A 17,692-nucleotide genomic window follows, 5' to 3' on the forward strand; every position below is an offset into this window, starting at 1 on the left:
TGCAGGAAAATTTTCAGTTATTTCTAATAATTCTTTTTTATGCTGTTCTGAAATTATATTCATTTTCTAATCTAATCTCGTTTCTTTCTTAAAAAAGCCGGTATGTCATGAATATCAGACTCTTTATTATCTTGATCTAGAGTATTAACAACAATGTTTTTGCGTTCTAAAGTTTGATTATTTGAAGCACGCAGAGAGCCCCATATTTTTCCTAAAAATGATGGTTTTGGTGAGTCATCTTCAGATTTGTTGAAACTATTTGCATGTAACCCTAGCTCTTTTTCATTTCCGATAAAATTTTGATTTATTGGAGAGTCGGTAATTTCAATATTTTCGGTACTATAGCTGTTAAAATCAGGAATTTCTTCTATTTGTGTAGGTTGTACTATAGGTTCATTATAAGTTTCTTCAGGAACTATATTGGTAGTTTCAGCTATTGCGGGTTTATATGTCGGTACTTTATCGGCATCAATACCGGTAGCAACAACCGATACTCGGATAATTCCTTTTAATTCCGGATTAAATGTTGAACCGAAAATAATATTAGCATCAAGGTTATCTACTTCTTCTCTAATTCTATTAGCAGCGTTGTCAACTTCAAATAAGGTCATGTCAGAACCGCCGGTAATATTGATTAATACACCTCTTGCACCGCACATTGAGCTATGATCTAGCAGCGGATTTGAAATTGCAGATTCTGCCGCTTTAATAGCCCTATCTTCGCCGCTAGCTTCACCCGTACCCATCATTGCTTTACCCATTTCGCTCATTACTGCTTTAATGTCAGCAAAATCAAGATTAATAAGTCCTGGCATAATCATTAAATCTGTTACTCCTCTAACGCCTGCATGTAATATGTCATCTGCCATTTTGAAAGCATCGGCAAACGTCGTTTGTTCATTAGCAATACGGAATAGATTTTGGTTCGGTATTACAATTAAAGTATCAACGAATTGCTGTAATTCAATAAGTCCTTTATCGGCAGTTTTCATACGATGACCGCCTTCAAAATGGAAAGGTTTAGTTACTACCCCAACCGTAAGGATGCCTAGTTCTTTAGCAATACGTGCAATAACCGGTGCAGAACCGGTACCTGTACCGCCGCCCATACCTGCCGTAATAAATACCATATTGCTATTTTCTAGGTAACTACGAATTTCGCTTTCTGATTCTTGAGCAGCAAGTGCTCCAACCTCAGGAGAAGCTCCTGCTCCAAGACCTCTAGTCGTAGAAACACCGAGTTGTATTTTGTTAGTGCATAAAGAATGTTCAAGCGATTGTGCATCGGTATTAGCTACTACAAAATTAGCACCTTGCAGATTAGCACTAATCATATTATTTACTGCATTACTACCTGCACCTCCAACGCCGAAAACCGTAATGGTCGGCTTTAATACTATATTTTCAGGAGCTTTTATATTTAAAACCATGATACTCTTTTATTTTATATAATTAATGTTTAAGTATAATAAAAGATTAAGGCTGTGTGAAGAAAAATTTAATTAATATTTTTGTTCTTTTTGGCTGCAAATTATAAGATTTTTTTGAAATAGGAACAGCTATTTGCTGCAAAAATCTTATTAATTTTCACTCAAAAAGAACAAAAATATATTAATTAAATTTTTCTTCACACGGTCTAAAAATTTCCATAAACTTTTTATGAAAAGTTTAAGATAAGTTTTCTTTTAATAGTAGAACACCGTTATTATGACATGCTTTTATTAATGCTTTATCGTTAGTGGTTATAGGAAGCCTTTCATGCATGGCAGTTAATAAATAAGTCGCATCGTATGAAGTAAGATTATTGGCTCTTGCAGTATTCATAATTTCGTACATAGGAAAATCAAAATTTGATATATTGATGGGTAAGGAGTTTAAAAAATCTATAGTTTTAATAATTTTTGCTGAAGTTATTCTAGCACGTTTTGCTGCTATTAATATTGTATTAGTTACTTCAAATTTCCAAAGAAATGGTACTACTGCTCTAAATTTATAACAATAATCTAATGTAAAGTCTGAATATTCATCACGTTCATCATTAAAGAACCATGAAGCAGTTATGGAGCAATCGGCTATAAATGGTTTAGAACTCATCTTCTACCTTCATCTCGAAGCTCTTTAATAGTATAAGGAGCCAATGTATTACCTTTGCTGAATTCTCTTATTTGCTCTACTATATTATCCATTTTAGGTTTTTGAGTTATAGGTATAATTTTTGCAACCGGTGTATTATGCTTACAAATAGTAATTTGTTCGCCGTCTTGTACACGCTGTCTTAGATCGGAAAAATGAGTTTTTGCTTCTAGTAGGTTAATTTGATTAGATAAATTTTGTTTCACATAGGTAATATAATAAATAGACTAATTTAATATTAGCCTATTTCTAAGATTTTATACAGTAATATTAATAGTTCAAATTAATATTTTTATATAAAACCTAAGGTTACCCAATCATTTTTTCAGGAACTACTATTTTATCAAATTCTTCTTCGGATAAAAGATTGAGTTTTTTAGCTGCTTCTTTTAAAGTTATTCCGTGCTTATGTGCTTCTTTAGCAATTTTTGCAGCATTATCATAGCCTATATGCGGATTAAGAGCCGTAACAAGCATTAGAGATTTATCACGTAAATCATTAATGCGTGCTATATTGGGTTCTAATCCTTTAACACAGTGAGTAACAAAGCTATTTACGCTATCGGATAACAGCTCTATAGATTGTAGGATATTGTATATTATTACAGGTTTAAATACGTTAAGTTCAAGATGTCCGTTTGAGCCGGCAATAGTAACCGTAACATGATTTCCCATCACCTGACTGCATACCATTGTTAAAGCTTCGACTTGGGTAGGGTTTACTTTACCTGGCATAATCGAAGAGCCGGGTTCATTCTCAGGTAAATGCAGCTCACCAAGACCGCATCTTGGACCGGAGCCGAGCAGTCTTATATCATTTGCTATTTTCATTAAGCTAACTGCTATAGTATTAAGAGTTCCTGAAAATTCTACTAGTGCGTCATGGGCAGCTAGACTTTCAAATTTATTAGGAGCCGTTTTAAAAGGTTGTTTAGTAAACTCTGCCACTTTTTCAGCAAATTTTATATCAAAGCCTATTTTTGAGTTAATAGCTGTGCCGACTGCCGTTCCACCTTGAGCAAGTAGATAAACTTTTTTTAGTGCATCTTCTATGCGTTCTAAAGCATACTCTATTTGTGTAATATATCCGGAGAATTCCTGTTTAAGAGTTAAAGGAGTTGCGTCCTGCAAGTGGGTACGTCCTATTTTTATGATTTTATCCCAATCTTTTGACTTGTCTTGCAAAGAGGTAAGTAAATTATTCAAAGCCGGTATAAGTTGCTGTTTAGTTGCAAGTACAGTTGCTATATGCATAGCGGTTGGAAAAGAGTCGTTGGATGATTGTCCTTTATTAACATGATCGTTAGGATGTACTGGAGATTTACCGCCTTTCTTGCTTGTTAATTCTTCATTAGCAATAGAGGCAATAACCTCGTTCATATTCATGTTTGTTTGTGTACCTGAACCTGTTTGCCAAACTACTAAAGGAAAATTATCCTCAAATTCGCCTTCTAAGATTCTATCAGTGGCTTTATCGATACTTGTAGCTATTTTAGCTTCTAAATCACCAAACTCATAATTAACCTGTGCTGCACATTTTTTTAAAATAGCAAGAGCACGAATTAAAATTTCAGGCATTTTTTGTTTGCCTATTTTAAAATTTTCTAAAGATCTTTGAGTTTGAGCTCCCCAATAAAATTTTTCTTCTATTTGAATTTCTCCAAAAGAATCGCTTTCGGTTCTGTAATTTTTCATAAATTGTTAAATGTTATATAATTATCTATTTTTTTCATAAAATGATCACTTACTACATTCAAGTCTAATTGCTGGGCTAATTTAGCAAAGCTATAATATAATTTGTCTGTTAAAGAAGCTTTTTTTAGATTCTTAGCAATAAATATTAATGTGCTTTCTATCATAAGATTACGATTAAAACTATAAAATTTTTGCCAATGTTCGTTATATTTAGGTTCAGAAGATTCTATATAATCGGAATATATAGGTTTAGTAATTACTGCTTTACCTTGATATATATCAAATATAGTATCATTAATTAAACTTTCATTCTTGAGGTTATTGATCACTTTATCAAAAAAATTATTTAATATAGCCGTTGTTATCTCTTCTTCTGTAAGTTCATTTATAAATATGTCTAATTGTTTTTCAAAACTCTCGATAATTTGTTCATTTGGTCCCCTTTTCATGACTTTTCTCTCAAATTAATTGATATAATAAAAGTTTATGACTTTAATTTTAGTAGACTAAATATTTATATCGAAGTAAATAAAAAACAATATTTGATTTATTAAAAATATTATTTATGTAATGAATGAAAAATTATAGAAGCGGCATTTGATACATTAAGACTTTCTACTCTCTTAGAAATAAGGATTTTGGCTAAATAATCACATGTTTCTTCGACTAATCTTCGTATGCCTTTATCTTCTGAGCCAAATACTAATGCCATTTTGTCGGAAATTAATTTATCGGTAAAGTAGTCATTTGCAGAACCTGTTAGACCTATAATCCAAAAGCCGTGTTTTTTAAGATAATTCATACATGAGCGTAAGTTAGTAACTTTAATTATAGGTATTAATTCTAAAGTACCGCAAGCCGCTTTAGCAATGCTGCCGCTTTCATTCGGAGAATTATCTTGAGGTAATATTATAGCATCTATATCAAAAGCAGCACTACTTCGAATAATTGCTCCAATATTTTGTGTGTCTGTTATTTGATCAAGAATCGCAATTTTACATTTTGGGTTTTTTATATCTACGTCCTCTAGATTGTAAGAAAAAATTGGTCTAACTTTTGCAGCTATTCCTTGATGTGTTTGGTTTTCCAGTAATTTAGATAAAATATCGTTATTAACAATTTCATAAGATCTAGTACCTATTAATTTTTTGTTTGTATCAAAAATTTCCCTAGTGCATAAAATATTTTCAATTTGACGTTTTGGATTATTTAGAGCAGAAAATACAGGATGTTTCCCATACATATAATAACAATTTTTAGAATCAAGTTTTTTATTTTGCATCTTATTGAAAACCGTCAGTAATTTGTTCTTGACAGAAACTACTATTTATTATAGAAAGTTACAACTAAATAAATGTGCAAGCTGCTATTTGTTTATTTGATGATTCGGCAAGAAGTTTTATTAAGTCCTAATACTAATTATATATTGTATTTTACAGTGAATTAGTCTATTTAATACAGTAAAGTTCTTTAGGAGGGGTGGCCGAGTGGTCAATGGCAGCAGACTGTAAATCTGCCCGCGTAAGCGTTCGAAGGTTCGAATCCTTCTCCCTCCACCACTTAAATGGTTCAGGGAAGCGTATCATTTTATTTTAAAAGATTCATGTATATATGTTTAATTTTATTTAAAAATAAAACATAATTGTGTATATTTATAAATCTGAATAAAATTGATATAGCATTGTTAACAAAATAGCTTTGAAATTATTTTATTAACAGTGCCACAATGCGGGTGTAGCTCAATGGTAGAGTTCCAGCCTTCCAAGCTGGCTGTGTGGGTTCGATTCCCATCACCCGCTCCAGAGATAGTGGTAACAAATAAATTTAGCAAAAAATGCACTTATAAAAAATTAACTTGTATTAAACCTAATTGTAGAGAGTAATAACATGGCAAAAGCAAAATTTGAACGAACTAAACCGCACGTTAATATAGGTACGATCGGTCACGTAGATCACGGTAAAACTTCCTTAACGGCAGCAATAACTATAGTACTTGCTAAGACAGGTGGAGCAAAAGCTACAGCGTATGATCAAATTGATGCTGCTCCTGAAGAAAAAGAAAGAGGTATAACTATTTCTACTGCACACGTAGAATATGAGACTAAAAATAGACACTATGCACACGTAGATTGTCCGGGACACGCTGACTATGTAAAGAACATGATAACCGGTGCCGCTCAGATGGACGGTGCAATATTAGTAGTTTCTGCTGCTGATGGTCCTATGCCGCAAACTAGAGAGCATATATTACTAGCAAAACAGGTAGGTGTACCTGCTATGGTAGTATTCTTAAATAAAGTAGATATGGTTGATGATCCTGATCTATTAGAACTAGTAGAGATGGAAGTAAGGGAATTATTATCAAAATACGGTTTCCCGGGTGATGAAATACCTATTATTAAAGGTTCTGCACTTCAAGCTTTAGAAGGAAAGCCTGAAGGTGAAAAAGCTATTAATGAGTTAATGGATGCAGTAGATAGCTATATACCGCAGCCTGTAAGAGCTACGGATAAACTTTTCTTAATGCCGATAGAAGATGTATTCTCTATTTCAGGAAGAGGTACTGTTGTAACCGGTAGAGTAGAGTCAGGAATAATTAAGTTAGGTGAGGAAATTGAAATAGTTGGTCTAAAAGATACGCAAAAAACTACCTGTACCGGTGTAGAAATGTTCAGAAAATTACTTGATGAAGGACAAGCCGGAGATAATGTCGGTATATTACTACGCGGTACAAAAAGAGAAGAAGTTGAAAGAGGACAAGTTCTCGCAAAACCTGGTAGCATAAAACCGCATGATAAGTTTGAAGCTGAAGTATATGTGCTTAGTAAAGAAGAAGGTGGACGTCATACCCCATTTACTAATGACTATCGTCCGCAGTTCTATTTTAGAACAACAGACGTTACCGGTACAATAAAATTGCCTGCTGATAAGCAGATGGTTATGCCTGGAGATAATGCTACTTTTACGGTGGAATTAATTAAACCGATTGCTATGCAGGAAGGGTTAAAATTCTCTATACGTGAAGGTGGTAGAACAGTGGGTGCCGGCGTAGTAACTAAAATAAATAATTAATTGATTTTATAAATACCTATTATTTTTTAATAATAGGTATTTATATTTTAAGATGTCTGAAAAACATCTTGCTGTTTAAATATTAGGTTTACTGAATGAAAAATAAAATCAAAATTCGTTTAAAATCATTTGATCACCGTAGTCTTGATCAAGCTACAAAAGAGATAGTTAGTGCTGTTAAAAGAACATTTGCTAACATTAATGGTCCTATTCCTTTACCTAGAAAAATTGAAAGATTTACCGTAAATAGGTCTCCTCATGTACATAAGAAGTCAAGAGAGCAATTTGAAATTAGAAAGCATAAAAGATTATTAGTTATAGATGATCCGAATCCGGCGGTTGTTGATGCTTTAAGTAAAGTTGATTTAGCAGCAGGTGTTGATGTAGTGATTGAATTAGAGAGTGGGGAATAAATGAGAACCGGTATAATTGCTCAAAAAATTGGGATGACTAGTGTTTTTAATGATAAAGGAGAAAGAATTTCTTTGACATTAGTAAAAGTTGATGATTGTCAAGTGGTAGGGCATAAAACTCTAGAAAAACATGGATATAATGCTTTGGTTATAGGTATAAAAGATAAAAAAATATCTAGAGTAACCAAGCCTATGAAACAAGTTTTTGCTAATGCTAAAATATCTCCTAAAACTAAATTAAAAGAATTTAGAATTTCTGAAGAGAATTTTATTGATATAGCAGCAAGTCTAGAAGTAGATTATTTTACGGCAGGACAATTTGTGGATATAACGGCAACTACTATAGGTAAAGGGTTTGCCGGTAGTATGAAAAGACATAATTTTAGAGGTCTTGAAGCTTCTCACGGTGTTTCTATATCCCATCGTTCGCACGGTTCTACAGGACAAAGACAAGATCCGGGAAAGGTTTTCAAAGGCAAAAAAATGGCTGGTCATATGGGATGTAACCAAGTTACTATTCAAAATTTGAAAATATTTGCCGTTGATAAAGAGCGTAAGCTTATTATGATTCAGGGTAGTATACCTGGTCACAAAAATTCGTATCTTTCAGTAAAAGATGCAATAAAAAAGATTTCAATAACTGTATAATAGATATTTAGAGGCTACCAGTAAATGAATTTTAATTAATAATTAAAGAGCTTTTTTAGCGAAAATTGACAAGATTTTTGCAGGAATATTATTCATATTTCAAAAAAATCTTATAATTTACAGCAAAAAAGAATTAAATTATCGGTTAAAATTTGTTTATTGATAACCTCTTAGACATGTTTGTTGAGGTTAAAGATTATTAAATTAACAAAACGCCATGCAATATTATTTATATAAAAGTTTTATATAAGACTGTATAAGGTTAAATAAAGATGAAAACTAAAATATTAAGTCTTGCTAATGAAGAAGTTGGTGAGATTAGCTTAAACGAAGATATATTTGCTGTTGAATTTATCAGAGATGATATAATAAAGCAGGTTATTGATTGGCAGAGAGCTAAAGCAATGTCTGGTAACCATAAAACTAAAACAGTATCAGAAGTATCAGGAACCACAAAAAAACCTTTTAAGCAAAAAGGTACAGGTAATGCAAGACAAGGCTCCCTTAGATCGGTACAGATGCGTGGTGGTGGTGTAGCTCACGGACCTAGAGTACGTAGTCATGCAACAAAGTTACCTAAAAAAGTACGAAAACTTGGTTTAATTCATGCTTTATCCGAGAAATTCGCTGAAGGAAAATTATTAGTAATAGATTCTTTAAAGCTAGATAAGCCTAAAACTTCTGTTCTTGTAAATATATTAAACAAATTTCAAGGGAAAAGTTTCTTTGTAATAGACGGAAATGAAGTAGATACTAATTTTTCTTTAGCTGCAAAAAATATTTATAATACTGTGATTGTTCCACAAATAGGAGCAAATGTTTATGATATAATACGACATGAATATGTCCTATTATCACAAGAAGCAGTGAGCGTTTTAGAAGAGAGGTTAAGATGAGTTCTTATAAATACTACGATTTAATTAGAAAACCTATTATTACAGAAAAAACTACAACCCTTTCGGAACAAAATAAATACGCTTTTTATGTAGATAAATTTGCTGAAAAACTTACCGTTAAAAAGGCTATAGAAGAAATATTTAAAGTAAAAGTAAAAAAAGTGAATATTTTAAACGTTAAAGGTAAGAAGAAAAGATTTAAAGGAATTATAGGGACTCAAATCAATAGAAAGAAAGCTATTGTTACATTAGAAAAAGACCATAATATCGATTTTGCCGGAGGAATTAAATAAATGGCTTTAAAAAACTTTAATCCAATTACTCCTTCTCTTAGAGAGTTAGTTCAAGTTGATAAAACTAGTTTATGGAAAGGCAGACCTTTAAAATCTTTGACCAAAGGTATATCTAAAACCGGTGGACGAAATAATCAAGGTAGAATTACTTCTTGGCACAGAGGTGGAGGACACAAAAAATTATATCGTATTATTGATTTTAAAAGAAATAAAATAGATATTTCTGCTATTGTTGAAAGAATAGAGTATGACCCTAATAGAACTGCTTTTATTGCTTTGATAAAATATGAAGATGGGGAATATTCTTATATTCTAGCACCGCAAAAATTATCTGTAGGTGATAGAGTAATATCAAGCCAAGATGCTGATATAAAAATAGGAAATTGTTTACCTTTAAAATTCATTCCTACCGGTACTACTTTACATAATGTTGAAATGAAAGTGGGTAAGGGTGGTCAAATTGCAAGGTCTGCAGGTACTTCAGTAGATCTAGTGGGTAAAGATTCAGGGTATGCTCAGATTAAATTAAGATCAGGTGAATTTAGGTTAGTACCTTTAGATTGTAAAGCTACTATAGGTAGTATATCTAACCCGGATCAAAAAAATATTAATTTAGGCAAAGCAGGTAGAAATAGATGGCTCGGTTGGAGACCGCATGTTAGAGGTGTAGCAATGAATCCTGTAGATCACCCTCATGGCGGTGGTGAAGGTAAAACTTCAGGAGGACGCCATCCTGTTACTCCTTGGGGATTCCCAACAAAGGGTAAGAAGACACGTAAAAATAAACGTACTTCAAAATTTATCGTAAAGAAAAGAAAATAGATTTTAAATTAATTAGGTATTAGTATGGCACGTTCAATATGGAAAGGGCCTTTTGTAGACGGTTATTTAATAAAGAAAGTTCAAAAATTAATGGAATCAGGTAAATCTGAAATGATTAAAACTTGGTCTAGAAGATCAACGATTTTGCCTATTTTTGTAGGGTTTACCTTTTCTGTTCATAATGGAAATAAATTTATTCCGGTTTCTGTAAATGAAGAAATGGTTGGAAGAAAATTAGGTGAGTTTGCTCCTACTAGAACATTTCACGGTCATGGAGCAGATAAAAAAGTCAAAAGAAAGTAAAGATTTATATGGTACAGGAAAATAAAAATTTTGCTACGGCAAAAGCTAAATCTATTAGAGTAAGTCCAAGGAAGCTAAATTTAGTTGCAGCTTTTATTAGAAATATGAAAGTATCTGAAGCATTGGTACAATTAACTTTTTCTCCTAAAAAAATTGCAAAAGTTGTAAAAGATTGTTTACAATCTGCTGTTGCAAATGCTGAAAATAATTTAGGTCTAGATATAGATAGATTGGTTATTACTAAGGCGACTGTAGGTAAGGCTTTAGTAATGAAAAGAGTTATGCCAAGAGCAAAAGGAAGAGCAACTAGAATAAATAAGTTTTTTAGTAATCTTTATATAACTGTTACAGAAAAAGAGGATAATTAAAATGGGGCAGAAAGTTTGTGCACATGGTTTTAGAGTTGGACCGACTTTAATTAAAGGTTGGGATTCCGTATTATATGCAGAAAAACATTATAAAACTCTTTTTATACAAGATTTAAAAATTAGGGATTTAATAAATAAGGGTTTTAATCAAGCTCAAGTTAGCAGAGTTTTAATTGAACGTCCTTCTAATAAAAGTATTATAATTAATATTAATGCCAAAAAACCAAATATCATTATCGGTAGAAACGGTAGTGAAATTGATAAGATAAAAAAAGCTATCGAGAAAATGACTTCTTTAAAAGAAGTTTATATAAATATTCACGAAGTTAGAAAATTTAATATAGATGCTGCTATAGTAGCTCAAACTATAGCACTACAGCTTGAAAAAAGAGTTTCTTTTAGAAAAGCCATGAAAACAGCAATTCAGGCTTCATTTAAACAAGGTGGACAAGGTATAAGAGTTAGTTGTTCAGGACGACTTGGAGGTGCTGAAATTGCTAGAACCGAGTGGTATATAGAAGGAAGAATGCCGTTACACACTTTAAGAGCTGATATTGATTATTCAACAGCTGAGGCTATAACTACTTATGGAATTATAGGGGTTAAAGTGTGGATTTATAAAGGTGAATATACAGAAAATAAAAGATATAATTAATTTTAAGTATTAAAATGTTAGCTCCGAAAAAACAAAAATTTAGAAAAGCTCATAAGGGTAGAGTTGCTTCAAAAGCAAAAGCAGGTACGACGCTTGCTTTTGGATCATTCGGTCTAAAATCTATAGACGGTTGGCGTGTTACTGCAAGACAAATAGAAGCAGGAAGAAAAGCTGCTACTAGATGTATGAAAAGGCAAGGAAGATTATGGATTCGTATTTTTCCGGATGTTCCCGTTTCTAAAAAGCCTGCCGAAGTAAGAATGGGTAAAGGTAAAGGTTCTCCTGAATTTTTTGCAGTTAGAGTTTCGCCTGGAAGAATTATGTTTGAAATTGAAGGGGTAGAAGAAAATGTTGCACTTAGAGCTTTGGAGCTTGCAAGTGCAAAATTACCTGTTAGAACAAGGATAGTGAGACGTTATGAATGATTTAAAATTATTAAGAAGCAAGTTATCTACTGAAACAATAGAAGAGCTTTATAAAAACCTTAATCTTTTAAAAAAAGAATTGTTTAATTTAAGATTTCAACAAGCTTTAGGTGAGTTAAAAAATACTAGTAGGTTTTCGTTAGTCAAAAAGTCTATAGCACGTATTAAAACTGAATTAACAAAAAGATCTAATAGTGAGGAATATTAAAATGCCGAAAAGAGTGTTACAAGGCGTGGTTATAAGTTCAAAAGCTGATAAGACGGTTACAGTAAAAGTAGAAAGAAAGTTTAAGCATCCTATTTATAAAAAGTTCGTGAAAGTATCTAAAAAATATGCTGCTCATGATTCAGAAAATAAATATCAAGAAGGAGATAAAGTTAGTATAATTGAAAGTCGTCCTATCTCAAAAACCAAAACATGGTTAGTGGTAAATGGGGAATAAAGTTTTTTAATCTTTGACTTTATAAGGTAGATTGTTTATTTTATCTCTCGTGTATAAAAAATTGGAAGTAGTTTATGATTCAAATGCAGAGCATCTTGGAAGTTGCAGATAATTCCGGTGCTAAAAAAGTTATGTGTATTAAAGTTTTAGGTGGCTCTCACCATATGGTGGCAAAGCTGGGTGATGTTATAGTTGTATCTGTTAAAGAAGCTATACCCGGCGGTAAGGTTAAAAAGGGCGATGTTTATAAAGGCGTGATTGTTCGTACAAAGACCGGAGTAGTAAGACCTGACGGTAGTACAATAAAATTTGATAAAAACGCATTAGTGCTTTTGAATAAACAAGATGAACCTATCGGTACTAGAGTTTTCGGTCCTGTTACAAGAGAACTTAGAGCGAAAAAATATGTTAGAATAATGTCGCTTGCAGAGGAAGTGTTATAAATGATTAAATTAAAAGTAAAAAAAGGTGATGAAGTTGTTGTTATTACCGGAAAGCACAAAGGAAAAAAAGGTAAAATATTAAAAGTTTTTCCTGAGGACAGTAAAGTAATTGTTTCTGGAGTAAATTTAGTAAAAAAGCATACTAAACCTAATCAAATGAGTGAAGGCGGGATAATAACTAAAGAATTACCTATACATATCTCAAATATTGCACACATCGATCCAAAAACTGGTAACCCTACCAAAGTAGCTTTTAAATTCTTAGAAGACGGTTCTAAGGTTAGAGTAGCAAAGAAATCAGGGGAAATTATCGGTAAGGAAGGTAAATAATGTTAAGATTTAAAGAATTATATCAGCAAAAAATTATTGAAAACTTACAAAAAGAATTTTCTTATAAAAGTAAGCATGAAATACCGCAAATTAAGAAAATTGTTATAAATATGGGAGTAGGGGAAGCGATAGCCGATTCCAAAGTAATTAATAATGCGGTAAATGATCTTACTTTGATTTCCGGTCAGAAGCCGGTTGTAACGTTAGCAAGAAAATCTATTGCAACCTTTAAGTTACGCGAAAGTATGAAAATAGGCTGCAAGGTTACATTACGTAAAGATAGAATGTATGATTTTTTAGAAAGGCTAGTAATTGTTGCGTTACCTCGTGTTAAAGAATTTCGCGGTTTTTCTTATAAAAGTTTTGACGGTAAAGGGAATTTTACTTTTGGATTAAAAGAGCAGATAGTTTTTCCTGAAATTAATTACGATAAAATCGATACAATAAGGGGTATGGATATTACAATCGTTACATCTGCTAAAACAGATAAAGAAAGTAAGTTTTTGTTATCAGGGTTTAATTTACCTTTTTATAATTAATTTTTAGGATATATATAATGGCAAAAGTAAGTTCTATAAAAAAGAACGAAAGTAGGAAAAAAAAATCACAAAGTTTACATAATAAACGTTCAGCACTAAAAAGTAAAATTTATGATAAAAATATTTCATTAGAAGAGCGTTTTTCTTTGGTAATGTCACTTGCACAATTACCTAGGAATTCATCATCTACTAGAATAAGAAATAGATGTGAGCTTACAGGTAGACCAAGAGGTGTTACAAGAAAATTCGGTATATCTAGGAATAAGCTTAGGGAATTAATAGGTAGAGGCTTAGTTCCCGGTGTAGTTAAGTCAAGTTGGTAAAAGTCGATAGGTAAATAATATGTCAATGACGGATAATGTAGCAGATATGTTAACTAGAATTAGAAATGCTTATAAAAGCAAATTGATAAATGTTTCTTTTCCTAGTTCTAAAATTAAAACTTCAATTTTAGATGTTTTGCAAAAAGAAGGTTATATAAAAGATTATGTAACTACTCAAAAAAATAATATTAGTTATACTGAGGTAGCTTTAAAATACTCTGTAAACGGTGATGCTTCTATATGCGAAATTCATAGAGTATCAAAGCCTGGAAAAAGAGTATATTCTGCTATTAAAGATTTGAAAGGATATTATAATAATATGGGTATATATATTCTTTCTACTCCTTACGGTGTTATGTCTGATAGAGAAGCTCATATTAAAAATGTCGGCGGCGAAGTAATTTGTAAAGTATTTTAAGGTAAAAAAATGTCACGTGTTGGAAAATTGCCGATTACTATACCTGAAGGTGTAAAAGTTGGTTTAAATGATTTAGAAGTAAAAATATCCGGGCCTAAAGGCGAATTATCAAAAACTTTTAAAGGTAATATAGCAATTTCATTGGAAGAAAATAAGCTTTTAGTAAAACCTTTAGCCGCAAATAAAAATGCACGTGCTATGTGGGGTACTGCAAGAAGCATAATATCAAATATGGTTACCGGCGTTAAAGAAGGGTTTAAGCTTAAACTCGAAATTAACGGAGTCGGTTACAGAGCAATGGTAAAAGGTAAATATTTAAATTTAATGCTTGCTAAAAGCCATAATACAAAAATTGAAATACCTTCAGATATTAAAATAGAGGTACCTAAGCAAAATATTATTATTCTTGAGGGAACAGATAAAGAAAAATTAGGACAATTTGCCTCAATTATTATAAAACAGAGACCACCTGAGCCTTATAAAGGAAAAGGGATTAAATTTGAAAATCAATTTATACCGCGTAAAGAAGGTAAGAAAAATTAAATTTAAGAGTTAAATATGCGTAGTGCTAAGCTAAAATTTGAAAAAAGAAGAAGTAGAATAAGACATAAAATATCTAAAACATCTAATAGAGTTAGATTATCGATATTTAAATCAGGTAGACATATATATGCACAAATTATTGATGATTCTAAGTCTATAACGATTGCTTCTGCTTCAACTTTAGATAAGAAAATAAAAAAATTTAAAAAATCTCATTGTAATATTGAAAATGCTATCAAAGTAGGTGAAGAAATAGCAAAAAAAGCTGATTCTGCAGGGATAAAAGAAGTAGTATTTGATAGAGGCGGATATAAGTATCACGGTGTTGTAAAAGCTCTAGCTGATGCAGCTAGAGAGAAAATAAAATTTTAGGTTATAAGGTTGTAGTAATGTCTAAAGTTAAAAAAAATGAAGAGACTTTAAGCGAAGTTTTAGTTGATGTAAATAGAGTTACAAAAGTAGTAAAAGGCGGTAGAAGATTTGCTTTTTCTGCTTATGTAGTTGTCGGTGATAAAGCTGGCAGAGTCGGAGCGGGACACGGAAAAGCTAAAGAAGTAAACGAAGCTCGAGGAAAAGCAAAACAAGCCGCTAAAAAGAGAATGATGAAAGTGCCGTTATATCAAAATAGGACTATTCACCATGACGTTGTCGGTAAAAGCGGAGCTGCTAAAGTGATTTTAAGAAGAGCTAAAGCAGGTACGGGTGTTATAGCCGGAGGGTCTATGAGAGCAATTTTTGATTCTTTAGGCGTTCATGATATTGTTGCTAAATCAATAGGTTCAACGAATGTTTATGCAATGATTTCTGCAACATTTGATGCCTTAAATAAACTTGCATCACCAAAATCTATTGCTATGAGAAGAGATAAAAAAGTAAATGAAATATCTGTAAAATCCTCTGATATTCAAGTTAATGAATAATGTTGCGTTAAGTATAGGTGAAGTTATGAATAATAAGATTAATAATATAAAAATTACTCAAGTTAAAAGTGCTATAGGTCGTAAGTATGATCAAAGATTGACATTAGTTGGGCTTGGTTTAAACAAAATTAATAAGAGCGTTATTCTTGAAAATACTAACTCAATCAAAGGGATGGTTGAAAAAGTAAAGCATTTGTTAAAAATAGAAAATATGTAATTAGAGTTTTTAAATGAAATTAAATGAATTATATAATAATATAGGTGCTAAAAAAAATAAGAAAAGAATAGCACGCGGTATTGGTAGCGGTAAAGGAAAAACCGGCGGTAGAGGAATTAAAGGTCAAAAATCTAGATCTGGCGTTGCAATAAAAGGTTTTGAAGGTGGTCAAACACCTATGATCAAAAGACTGCCTAAAAGAGGATTTAATTGTATTTCAACTAAAAAATACAATATAATAAATATTTATAATATTGAAGAAGCATTAGCCGATGGGCGTTTAAGTGCTGCTGATACTATTACGAAAGAAAAATTGGTAGAAGTCGGAGTAGTTAATAATAAAAATAATAAGAAATTAGTGAAATTATTATCTATTTGTAGTGATGATTTCGCTTCTCCCCTATCATTAAAATTAGATGCTTATTCTTCTAAAGCTAAGGATTTAATCGAAAAAGCAGGTGGAAAATTATTATAGTATATGGGGCAGAATTTTTCTAAAAAATCCGGTAATGATTTAGTTAGTCGCATTGTTTTTACTATTCTCATTCTTATAGTATGTAGATTTGGGTCTTTTATACCTATACCCGGTATAGATTCAATTGCTTTAAGTAGTGTGGCTGAAAAGAATCAATCCGGAATACTCGGAATGTTCAACATGCTATCCGGAGGATCGCTAGGTAGAATGTCTATTTTTGCTTTAGCAATTATGCCGTATATTACCGCCTCAATTATTATCCAATTAATGTCAGTTGCATATAAACCTTTAGAAAATTTAAAAAAAGAAGGGGAAGTAGGTAAAAGAAAAGTAAATCAGCTATCGAGATATTTAACGGTTCTGCTTGCTTCTTTTCAGGCTTATGGAGTTGCTATAAGTTTAGAGTCGATTGTAACAAATACCGGTCCTGTAGTAATTTTAGCGGGTTTTTTCTTTAGGGTTACAACCGTAATTACTTTGGTTGTAGGCACTATGCTATTAATGTGGTTAGGAGAACAAATTACACAACGCGGAATAGGTAACGGTACGTCCTTAATTATATTTATAGGCATAATTTCAGGAGTACCTAGTGCTATTATTAGTATGTTTGAATTATCAAGAAAAGGAGCATTATCGCCTTTAATAGCGTTAGCTGTTTGTATTGGAGTAGTTGTATTAATAGCTATAATTATATTTTTTGAAAAAGCCCAAAGAAAATTATTGGTGCAGTATCCTAAAAGACAAGTAGGAAATAAAATTTATGGAGGAGAAGCAACGCATATGCCTCTTAAATTAAATACTTCTGGTGTAATACCTCCAATATTTGCTAGTTCAATTTTACTATTTCCTGCTACGCTTGCTAATTTTTCTAATAGTAATTCAGAAACTATGGGCATGCTTACTTATTACTTAGGGCATGGAAAACCTGTATATATTTTATTATATGTAGCATTAATTATGTTTTTTAGTTTTTTTTATACTGCAATAGTATTTAATTCTGAAGAAACTGCTAATAATTTAAGAAAATACGGTGCTTATATTCCAGGTAAAAGACCAGGGAAAAATACATCTGATTATTTTGATTATATACTTACAAGGCTTACGGTTATAGGTGGGATATATTTAAGTGTAATATGTGTAATTCCGGAGCTATTAATGAATAAGTATGTAATTTCTCTTTCGTTAGGAGGTACGAGTTTTTTAATTGTAGTGAACGTGGTACTTGATACTATGACTCAGATTCAAACTTACTTATTTAGTAGTAAGTATGAAGGTTTAATGAAGAAAGTAAAATTAAAAAATTAAAAATGAGCTTACA

The 17,692-nt window shown here is 31.8% G+C and carries 29 protein-coding genes and 2 tRNA genes; 25 read left to right on the plus strand and 6 right to left on the minus strand.

The features are described from left to right. Positions 1-71: 71 nt before the first annotated feature. The 6 genes from ftsZ to rlmB all read right to left on the minus strand — a co-directional run bounded on the left by ftsZ (position 72) and on the right by rlmB (position 5,110). Positions 72-1,430, minus strand: a complete 1,359-nt coding sequence (gene ftsZ / locus RF_RS01460; RefSeq protein WP_011270622.1) for a cell division protein FtsZ — start codon at positions 1,428-1,430, stop codon at positions 72-74. 238 nt (positions 1,431-1,668) lie between these two features. Beyond that, a complete protein-coding gene (locus RF_RS01465) occupies positions 1,669-2,094 on the minus strand; it encodes a type II toxin-antitoxin system VapC family toxin (protein WP_011270623.1) in 426 nt (141 codons plus the stop codon). Next, a complete protein-coding gene (locus RF_RS01470; RefSeq protein WP_011270624.1) occupies positions 2,091-2,339 on the minus strand; it encodes a type II toxin-antitoxin system Phd/YefM family antitoxin in 249 nt (82 codons plus the stop codon). Before RF_RS01470 ends, RF_RS01465 begins: the two co-directional genes overlap by 4 nt. Before the next feature lie 103 nt (positions 2,340-2,442). Next, positions 2,443-3,828, minus strand: coding sequence for a class II fumarate hydratase (gene fumC / locus RF_RS01475; protein ID WP_011270625.1), 1,386 nt, complete (start codon positions 3,826-3,828; stop codon positions 2,443-2,445). After that, positions 3,825-4,277, minus strand: coding sequence for a hypothetical protein (locus RF_RS01480; RefSeq protein WP_011270626.1), 453 nt, complete (start codon positions 4,275-4,277; stop codon positions 3,825-3,827). The genes fumC and RF_RS01480 overlap by 4 nt, the downstream gene beginning before the upstream one ends. A 110-nt stretch (positions 4,278-4,387) precedes the next feature. Continuing rightward, positions 4,388-5,110 (minus strand): 23S rRNA (guanosine(2251)-2'-O)-methyltransferase RlmB, encoded by a 723-nt coding sequence (gene rlmB / locus RF_RS01485; protein ID WP_011270627.1) that lies wholly within the window; start codon positions 5,108-5,110, stop codon positions 4,388-4,390. A 191-nt stretch (positions 5,111-5,301) separates the two neighbouring features. Between rlmB and RF_RS01490 the strand changes: the two genes are divergently transcribed. The 25 genes from RF_RS01490 (at position 5,302) to secY (ending at position 17,679) form a co-directional block, all read left to right on the plus strand. Continuing rightward, positions 5,302-5,387, plus strand: a tRNA-Tyr gene (locus RF_RS01490). A gap of 169 nt (positions 5,388-5,556) precedes the next feature. After that, positions 5,557-5,630 (plus strand) — tRNA-Gly (locus RF_RS01495). 85 nt (positions 5,631-5,715) lie between these two features. Further along, positions 5,716-6,900, plus strand: a complete 1,185-nt coding sequence (tuf, locus tag RF_RS01500) for an elongation factor Tu (protein ID WP_011270628.1) — start codon at positions 5,716-5,718, stop codon at positions 6,898-6,900. Between the two features lie 95 nt (positions 6,901-6,995). Continuing rightward, a complete protein-coding gene (rpsJ, locus tag RF_RS01505; protein ID WP_011270629.1) occupies positions 6,996-7,313 on the plus strand; it encodes a 30S ribosomal protein S10 in 318 nt (105 codons plus the stop codon). Beyond that, a complete protein-coding gene (rplC, locus tag RF_RS01510; RefSeq protein ID WP_011270630.1) occupies positions 7,314-7,961 on the plus strand; it encodes a 50S ribosomal protein L3 in 648 nt (215 codons plus the stop codon). It begins immediately after the preceding gene. 272 nt (positions 7,962-8,233) lie between these two features. Then, positions 8,234-8,857, plus strand: coding sequence for a 50S ribosomal protein L4 (gene rplD, locus RF_RS01515; RefSeq protein WP_011270631.1), 624 nt, complete (start codon positions 8,234-8,236; stop codon positions 8,855-8,857). Beyond that, positions 8,854-9,150 carry a 50S ribosomal protein L23 gene (gene rplW / locus RF_RS01520; protein ID WP_011270632.1) on the plus strand — a complete coding sequence of 99 codons (297 nt, stop codon included), beginning with the start codon at positions 8,854-8,856 and terminating at the stop codon, positions 9,148-9,150. Before rplD ends, rplW begins: the two co-directional genes overlap by 4 nt. Continuing rightward, the gene (gene rplB / locus RF_RS01525) at positions 9,151-9,972 is read left to right on the plus strand and encodes a 50S ribosomal protein L2 (RefSeq protein ID WP_011270633.1); all 822 of its coding nucleotides are present in this window, start codon (positions 9,151-9,153) and stop codon (positions 9,970-9,972) included. It begins immediately after the preceding gene. Between the two features lie 24 nt (positions 9,973-9,996). Continuing rightward, complete coding sequence (gene rpsS / locus RF_RS01530; protein WP_008580964.1) at positions 9,997-10,275, plus strand: 30S ribosomal protein S19; 279 nt, start codon at positions 9,997-9,999, stop codon at positions 10,273-10,275. An 8-nt stretch (positions 10,276-10,283) separates the two neighbouring features. Then, entirely contained in the window at positions 10,284-10,643 is a 360-nt protein-coding gene (gene rplV / locus RF_RS01535; RefSeq protein ID WP_011270634.1) for a 50S ribosomal protein L22, read from the plus strand. 1 nt (position 10,644) lies between these two features. Then, the gene (rpsC, locus tag RF_RS01540) at positions 10,645-11,298 is read left to right on the plus strand and encodes a 30S ribosomal protein S3 (protein ID WP_011270635.1); all 654 of its coding nucleotides are present in this window, start codon (positions 10,645-10,647) and stop codon (positions 11,296-11,298) included. A gap of 14 nt (positions 11,299-11,312) precedes the next feature. Further along, a complete protein-coding gene (gene rplP / locus RF_RS01545; protein ID WP_011270636.1) occupies positions 11,313-11,723 on the plus strand; it encodes a 50S ribosomal protein L16 in 411 nt (136 codons plus the stop codon). Next, entirely contained in the window at positions 11,716-11,931 is a 216-nt protein-coding gene (gene rpmC, locus RF_RS01550; RefSeq protein WP_004596213.1) for a 50S ribosomal protein L29, read from the plus strand. The genes rplP and rpmC overlap by 8 nt, the downstream gene beginning before the upstream one ends. Position 11,932: 1 nt before the next feature. Beyond that, positions 11,933-12,166 (plus strand): 30S ribosomal protein S17, encoded by a 234-nt coding sequence (rpsQ, locus tag RF_RS01555; protein ID WP_039594825.1) that lies wholly within the window; start codon positions 11,933-11,935, stop codon positions 12,164-12,166. A gap of 74 nt (positions 12,167-12,240) precedes the next feature. Continuing rightward, entirely contained in the window at positions 12,241-12,609 is a 369-nt protein-coding gene (gene rplN / locus RF_RS01560) for a 50S ribosomal protein L14 (protein WP_008580952.1), read from the plus strand. Continuing rightward, a complete protein-coding gene (rplX, locus tag RF_RS01565) occupies positions 12,610-12,939 on the plus strand; it encodes a 50S ribosomal protein L24 (protein WP_011270638.1) in 330 nt (109 codons plus the stop codon). It abuts the gene before it with no gap. After that, entirely contained in the window at positions 12,939-13,478 is a 540-nt protein-coding gene (gene rplE, locus RF_RS01570) for a 50S ribosomal protein L5 (RefSeq protein ID WP_011270639.1), read from the plus strand. Before rplX ends, rplE begins: the two co-directional genes overlap by 1 nt. A gap of 17 nt (positions 13,479-13,495) precedes the next feature. Then, on the plus strand, positions 13,496-13,801 hold the full coding sequence (rpsN, locus tag RF_RS01575) for a 30S ribosomal protein S14 (RefSeq protein ID WP_011270640.1): 306 nt from the start codon (positions 13,496-13,498) through the stop codon (positions 13,799-13,801). Between the two features lie 19 nt (positions 13,802-13,820). Beyond that, complete coding sequence (gene rpsH, locus RF_RS01580; RefSeq protein ID WP_011270641.1) at positions 13,821-14,219, plus strand: 30S ribosomal protein S8; 399 nt, start codon at positions 13,821-13,823, stop codon at positions 14,217-14,219. Between the two features lie 9 nt (positions 14,220-14,228). Continuing rightward, the gene (gene rplF, locus RF_RS01585; RefSeq protein WP_011270642.1) at positions 14,229-14,762 is read left to right on the plus strand and encodes a 50S ribosomal protein L6; all 534 of its coding nucleotides are present in this window, start codon (positions 14,229-14,231) and stop codon (positions 14,760-14,762) included. A gap of 15 nt (positions 14,763-14,777) precedes the next feature. Next, positions 14,778-15,134: a 50S ribosomal protein L18 gene (gene rplR / locus RF_RS01590; protein ID WP_011270643.1), complete on the plus strand. Its 357-nt coding sequence runs from the start codon at positions 14,778-14,780 to the stop codon at positions 15,132-15,134. A 17-nt stretch (positions 15,135-15,151) separates the two neighbouring features. After that, entirely contained in the window at positions 15,152-15,682 is a 531-nt protein-coding gene (gene rpsE / locus RF_RS01595) for a 30S ribosomal protein S5 (protein WP_011270644.1), read from the plus strand. A gap of 25 nt (positions 15,683-15,707) precedes the next feature. Beyond that, positions 15,708-15,899: a 50S ribosomal protein L30 gene (gene rpmD / locus RF_RS01600; protein ID WP_039594859.1), complete on the plus strand. Its 192-nt coding sequence runs from the start codon at positions 15,708-15,710 to the stop codon at positions 15,897-15,899. A gap of 13 nt (positions 15,900-15,912) precedes the next feature. After that, positions 15,913-16,374 (plus strand): 50S ribosomal protein L15, encoded by a 462-nt coding sequence (gene rplO / locus RF_RS01605; RefSeq protein ID WP_011270646.1) that lies wholly within the window; start codon positions 15,913-15,915, stop codon positions 16,372-16,374. Between the two features lie 3 nt (positions 16,375-16,377). Next, positions 16,378-17,679 (plus strand): preprotein translocase subunit SecY, encoded by a 1,302-nt coding sequence (gene secY, locus RF_RS01610; protein ID WP_011270647.1) that lies wholly within the window; start codon positions 16,378-16,380, stop codon positions 17,677-17,679. The last annotated feature ends 13 nt before the right edge of the window (positions 17,680-17,692 follow it).

It is taken from the genome of Rickettsia felis URRWXCal2 (genome assembly GCA_000012145.1).
GTDB classification, from domain to species: domain Bacteria; phylum Pseudomonadota; class Alphaproteobacteria; order Rickettsiales; family Rickettsiaceae; genus Rickettsia; species Rickettsia felis.

What these genes read in the sequence shown, in the direction of transcription:
- rpsS (WP_008580964.1), top strand. Translation starts at nt 9,997, where the DNA reads ATGGCACGTTCAATATGGAAAGGGCCTTTTGTAGACGGTTATTTAATA.
- rpsE (WP_011270644.1), top strand. Translation starts at nt 15,152, where the DNA reads ATGTCTAAAGTTAAAAAAAATGAAGAGACTTTAAGCGAAGTTTTAGTT.
- rplC (WP_011270630.1), top strand. Translation starts at nt 7,314, where the DNA reads ATGAGAACCGGTATAATTGCTCAAAAAATTGGGATGACTAGTGTTTTT.
- rpmD (WP_039594859.1), top strand. Translation starts at nt 15,708, where the DNA reads ATGAATAATAAGATTAATAATATAAAAATTACTCAAGTTAAAAGTGCT.
- rplR (WP_011270643.1), top strand. Translation starts at nt 14,778, where the DNA reads ATGCGTAGTGCTAAGCTAAAATTTGAAAAAAGAAGAAGTAGAATAAGA.
- rpsC (WP_011270635.1), top strand. Translation starts at nt 10,645, where the DNA reads ATGGGGCAGAAAGTTTGTGCACATGGTTTTAGAGTTGGACCGACTTTA.
- RF_RS01480 (WP_011270626.1), bottom strand. Translation starts at nt 4,277, where the DNA reads ATGAAAAGGGGACCAAATGAACAAATTATCGAGAGTTTTGAAAAACAA.
- rplD (WP_011270631.1), top strand. Translation starts at nt 8,234, where the DNA reads ATGAAAACTAAAATATTAAGTCTTGCTAATGAAGAAGTTGGTGAGATT.
- rplN (WP_008580952.1), top strand. Translation starts at nt 12,241, where the DNA reads ATGATTCAAATGCAGAGCATCTTGGAAGTTGCAGATAATTCCGGTGCT.
- rplP (WP_011270636.1), top strand. Translation starts at nt 11,313, where the DNA reads ATGTTAGCTCCGAAAAAACAAAAATTTAGAAAAGCTCATAAGGGTAGA.
- rplF (WP_011270642.1), top strand. Translation starts at nt 14,229, where the DNA reads ATGTCACGTGTTGGAAAATTGCCGATTACTATACCTGAAGGTGTAAAA.
- secY (WP_011270647.1), top strand. Translation starts at nt 16,378, where the DNA reads ATGGGGCAGAATTTTTCTAAAAAATCCGGTAATGATTTAGTTAGTCGC.
- rplE (WP_011270639.1), top strand. Translation starts at nt 12,939, where the DNA reads ATGTTAAGATTTAAAGAATTATATCAGCAAAAAATTATTGAAAACTTA.
- rplW (WP_011270632.1), top strand. Translation starts at nt 8,854, where the DNA reads ATGAGTTCTTATAAATACTACGATTTAATTAGAAAACCTATTATTACA.
- rplB (WP_011270633.1), top strand. Translation starts at nt 9,151, where the DNA reads ATGGCTTTAAAAAACTTTAATCCAATTACTCCTTCTCTTAGAGAGTTA.
- rplV (WP_011270634.1), top strand. Translation starts at nt 10,284, where the DNA reads ATGGTACAGGAAAATAAAAATTTTGCTACGGCAAAAGCTAAATCTATT.
- rpmC (WP_004596213.1), top strand. Translation starts at nt 11,716, where the DNA reads ATGAATGATTTAAAATTATTAAGAAGCAAGTTATCTACTGAAACAATA.
- rlmB (WP_011270627.1), bottom strand. Translation starts at nt 5,110, where the DNA reads ATGCAAAATAAAAAACTTGATTCTAAAAATTGTTATTATATGTATGGG.
- ftsZ (WP_011270622.1), bottom strand. Translation starts at nt 1,430, where the DNA reads ATGGTTTTAAATATAAAAGCTCCTGAAAATATAGTATTAAAGCCGACC.
- fumC (WP_011270625.1), bottom strand. Translation starts at nt 3,828, where the DNA reads ATGAAAAATTACAGAACCGAAAGCGATTCTTTTGGAGAAATTCAAATA.
- rpsQ (WP_039594825.1), top strand. Translation starts at nt 11,933, where the DNA reads ATGCCGAAAAGAGTGTTACAAGGCGTGGTTATAAGTTCAAAAGCTGAT.
- rpsN (WP_011270640.1), top strand. Translation starts at nt 13,496, where the DNA reads ATGGCAAAAGTAAGTTCTATAAAAAAGAACGAAAGTAGGAAAAAAAAA.
- rpsH (WP_011270641.1), top strand. Translation starts at nt 13,821, where the DNA reads ATGTCAATGACGGATAATGTAGCAGATATGTTAACTAGAATTAGAAAT.
- rplX (WP_011270638.1), top strand. Translation starts at nt 12,610, where the DNA reads ATGATTAAATTAAAAGTAAAAAAAGGTGATGAAGTTGTTGTTATTACC.
- rpsJ (WP_011270629.1), top strand. Translation starts at nt 6,996, where the DNA reads ATGAAAAATAAAATCAAAATTCGTTTAAAATCATTTGATCACCGTAGT.
- rplO (WP_011270646.1), top strand. Translation starts at nt 15,913, where the DNA reads ATGAAATTAAATGAATTATATAATAATATAGGTGCTAAAAAAAATAAG.
- tuf (WP_011270628.1), top strand. Translation starts at nt 5,716, where the DNA reads ATGGCAAAAGCAAAATTTGAACGAACTAAACCGCACGTTAATATAGGT.
- RF_RS01465 (WP_011270623.1), bottom strand. Translation starts at nt 2,094, where the DNA reads ATGAGTTCTAAACCATTTATAGCCGATTGCTCCATAACTGCTTCATGG.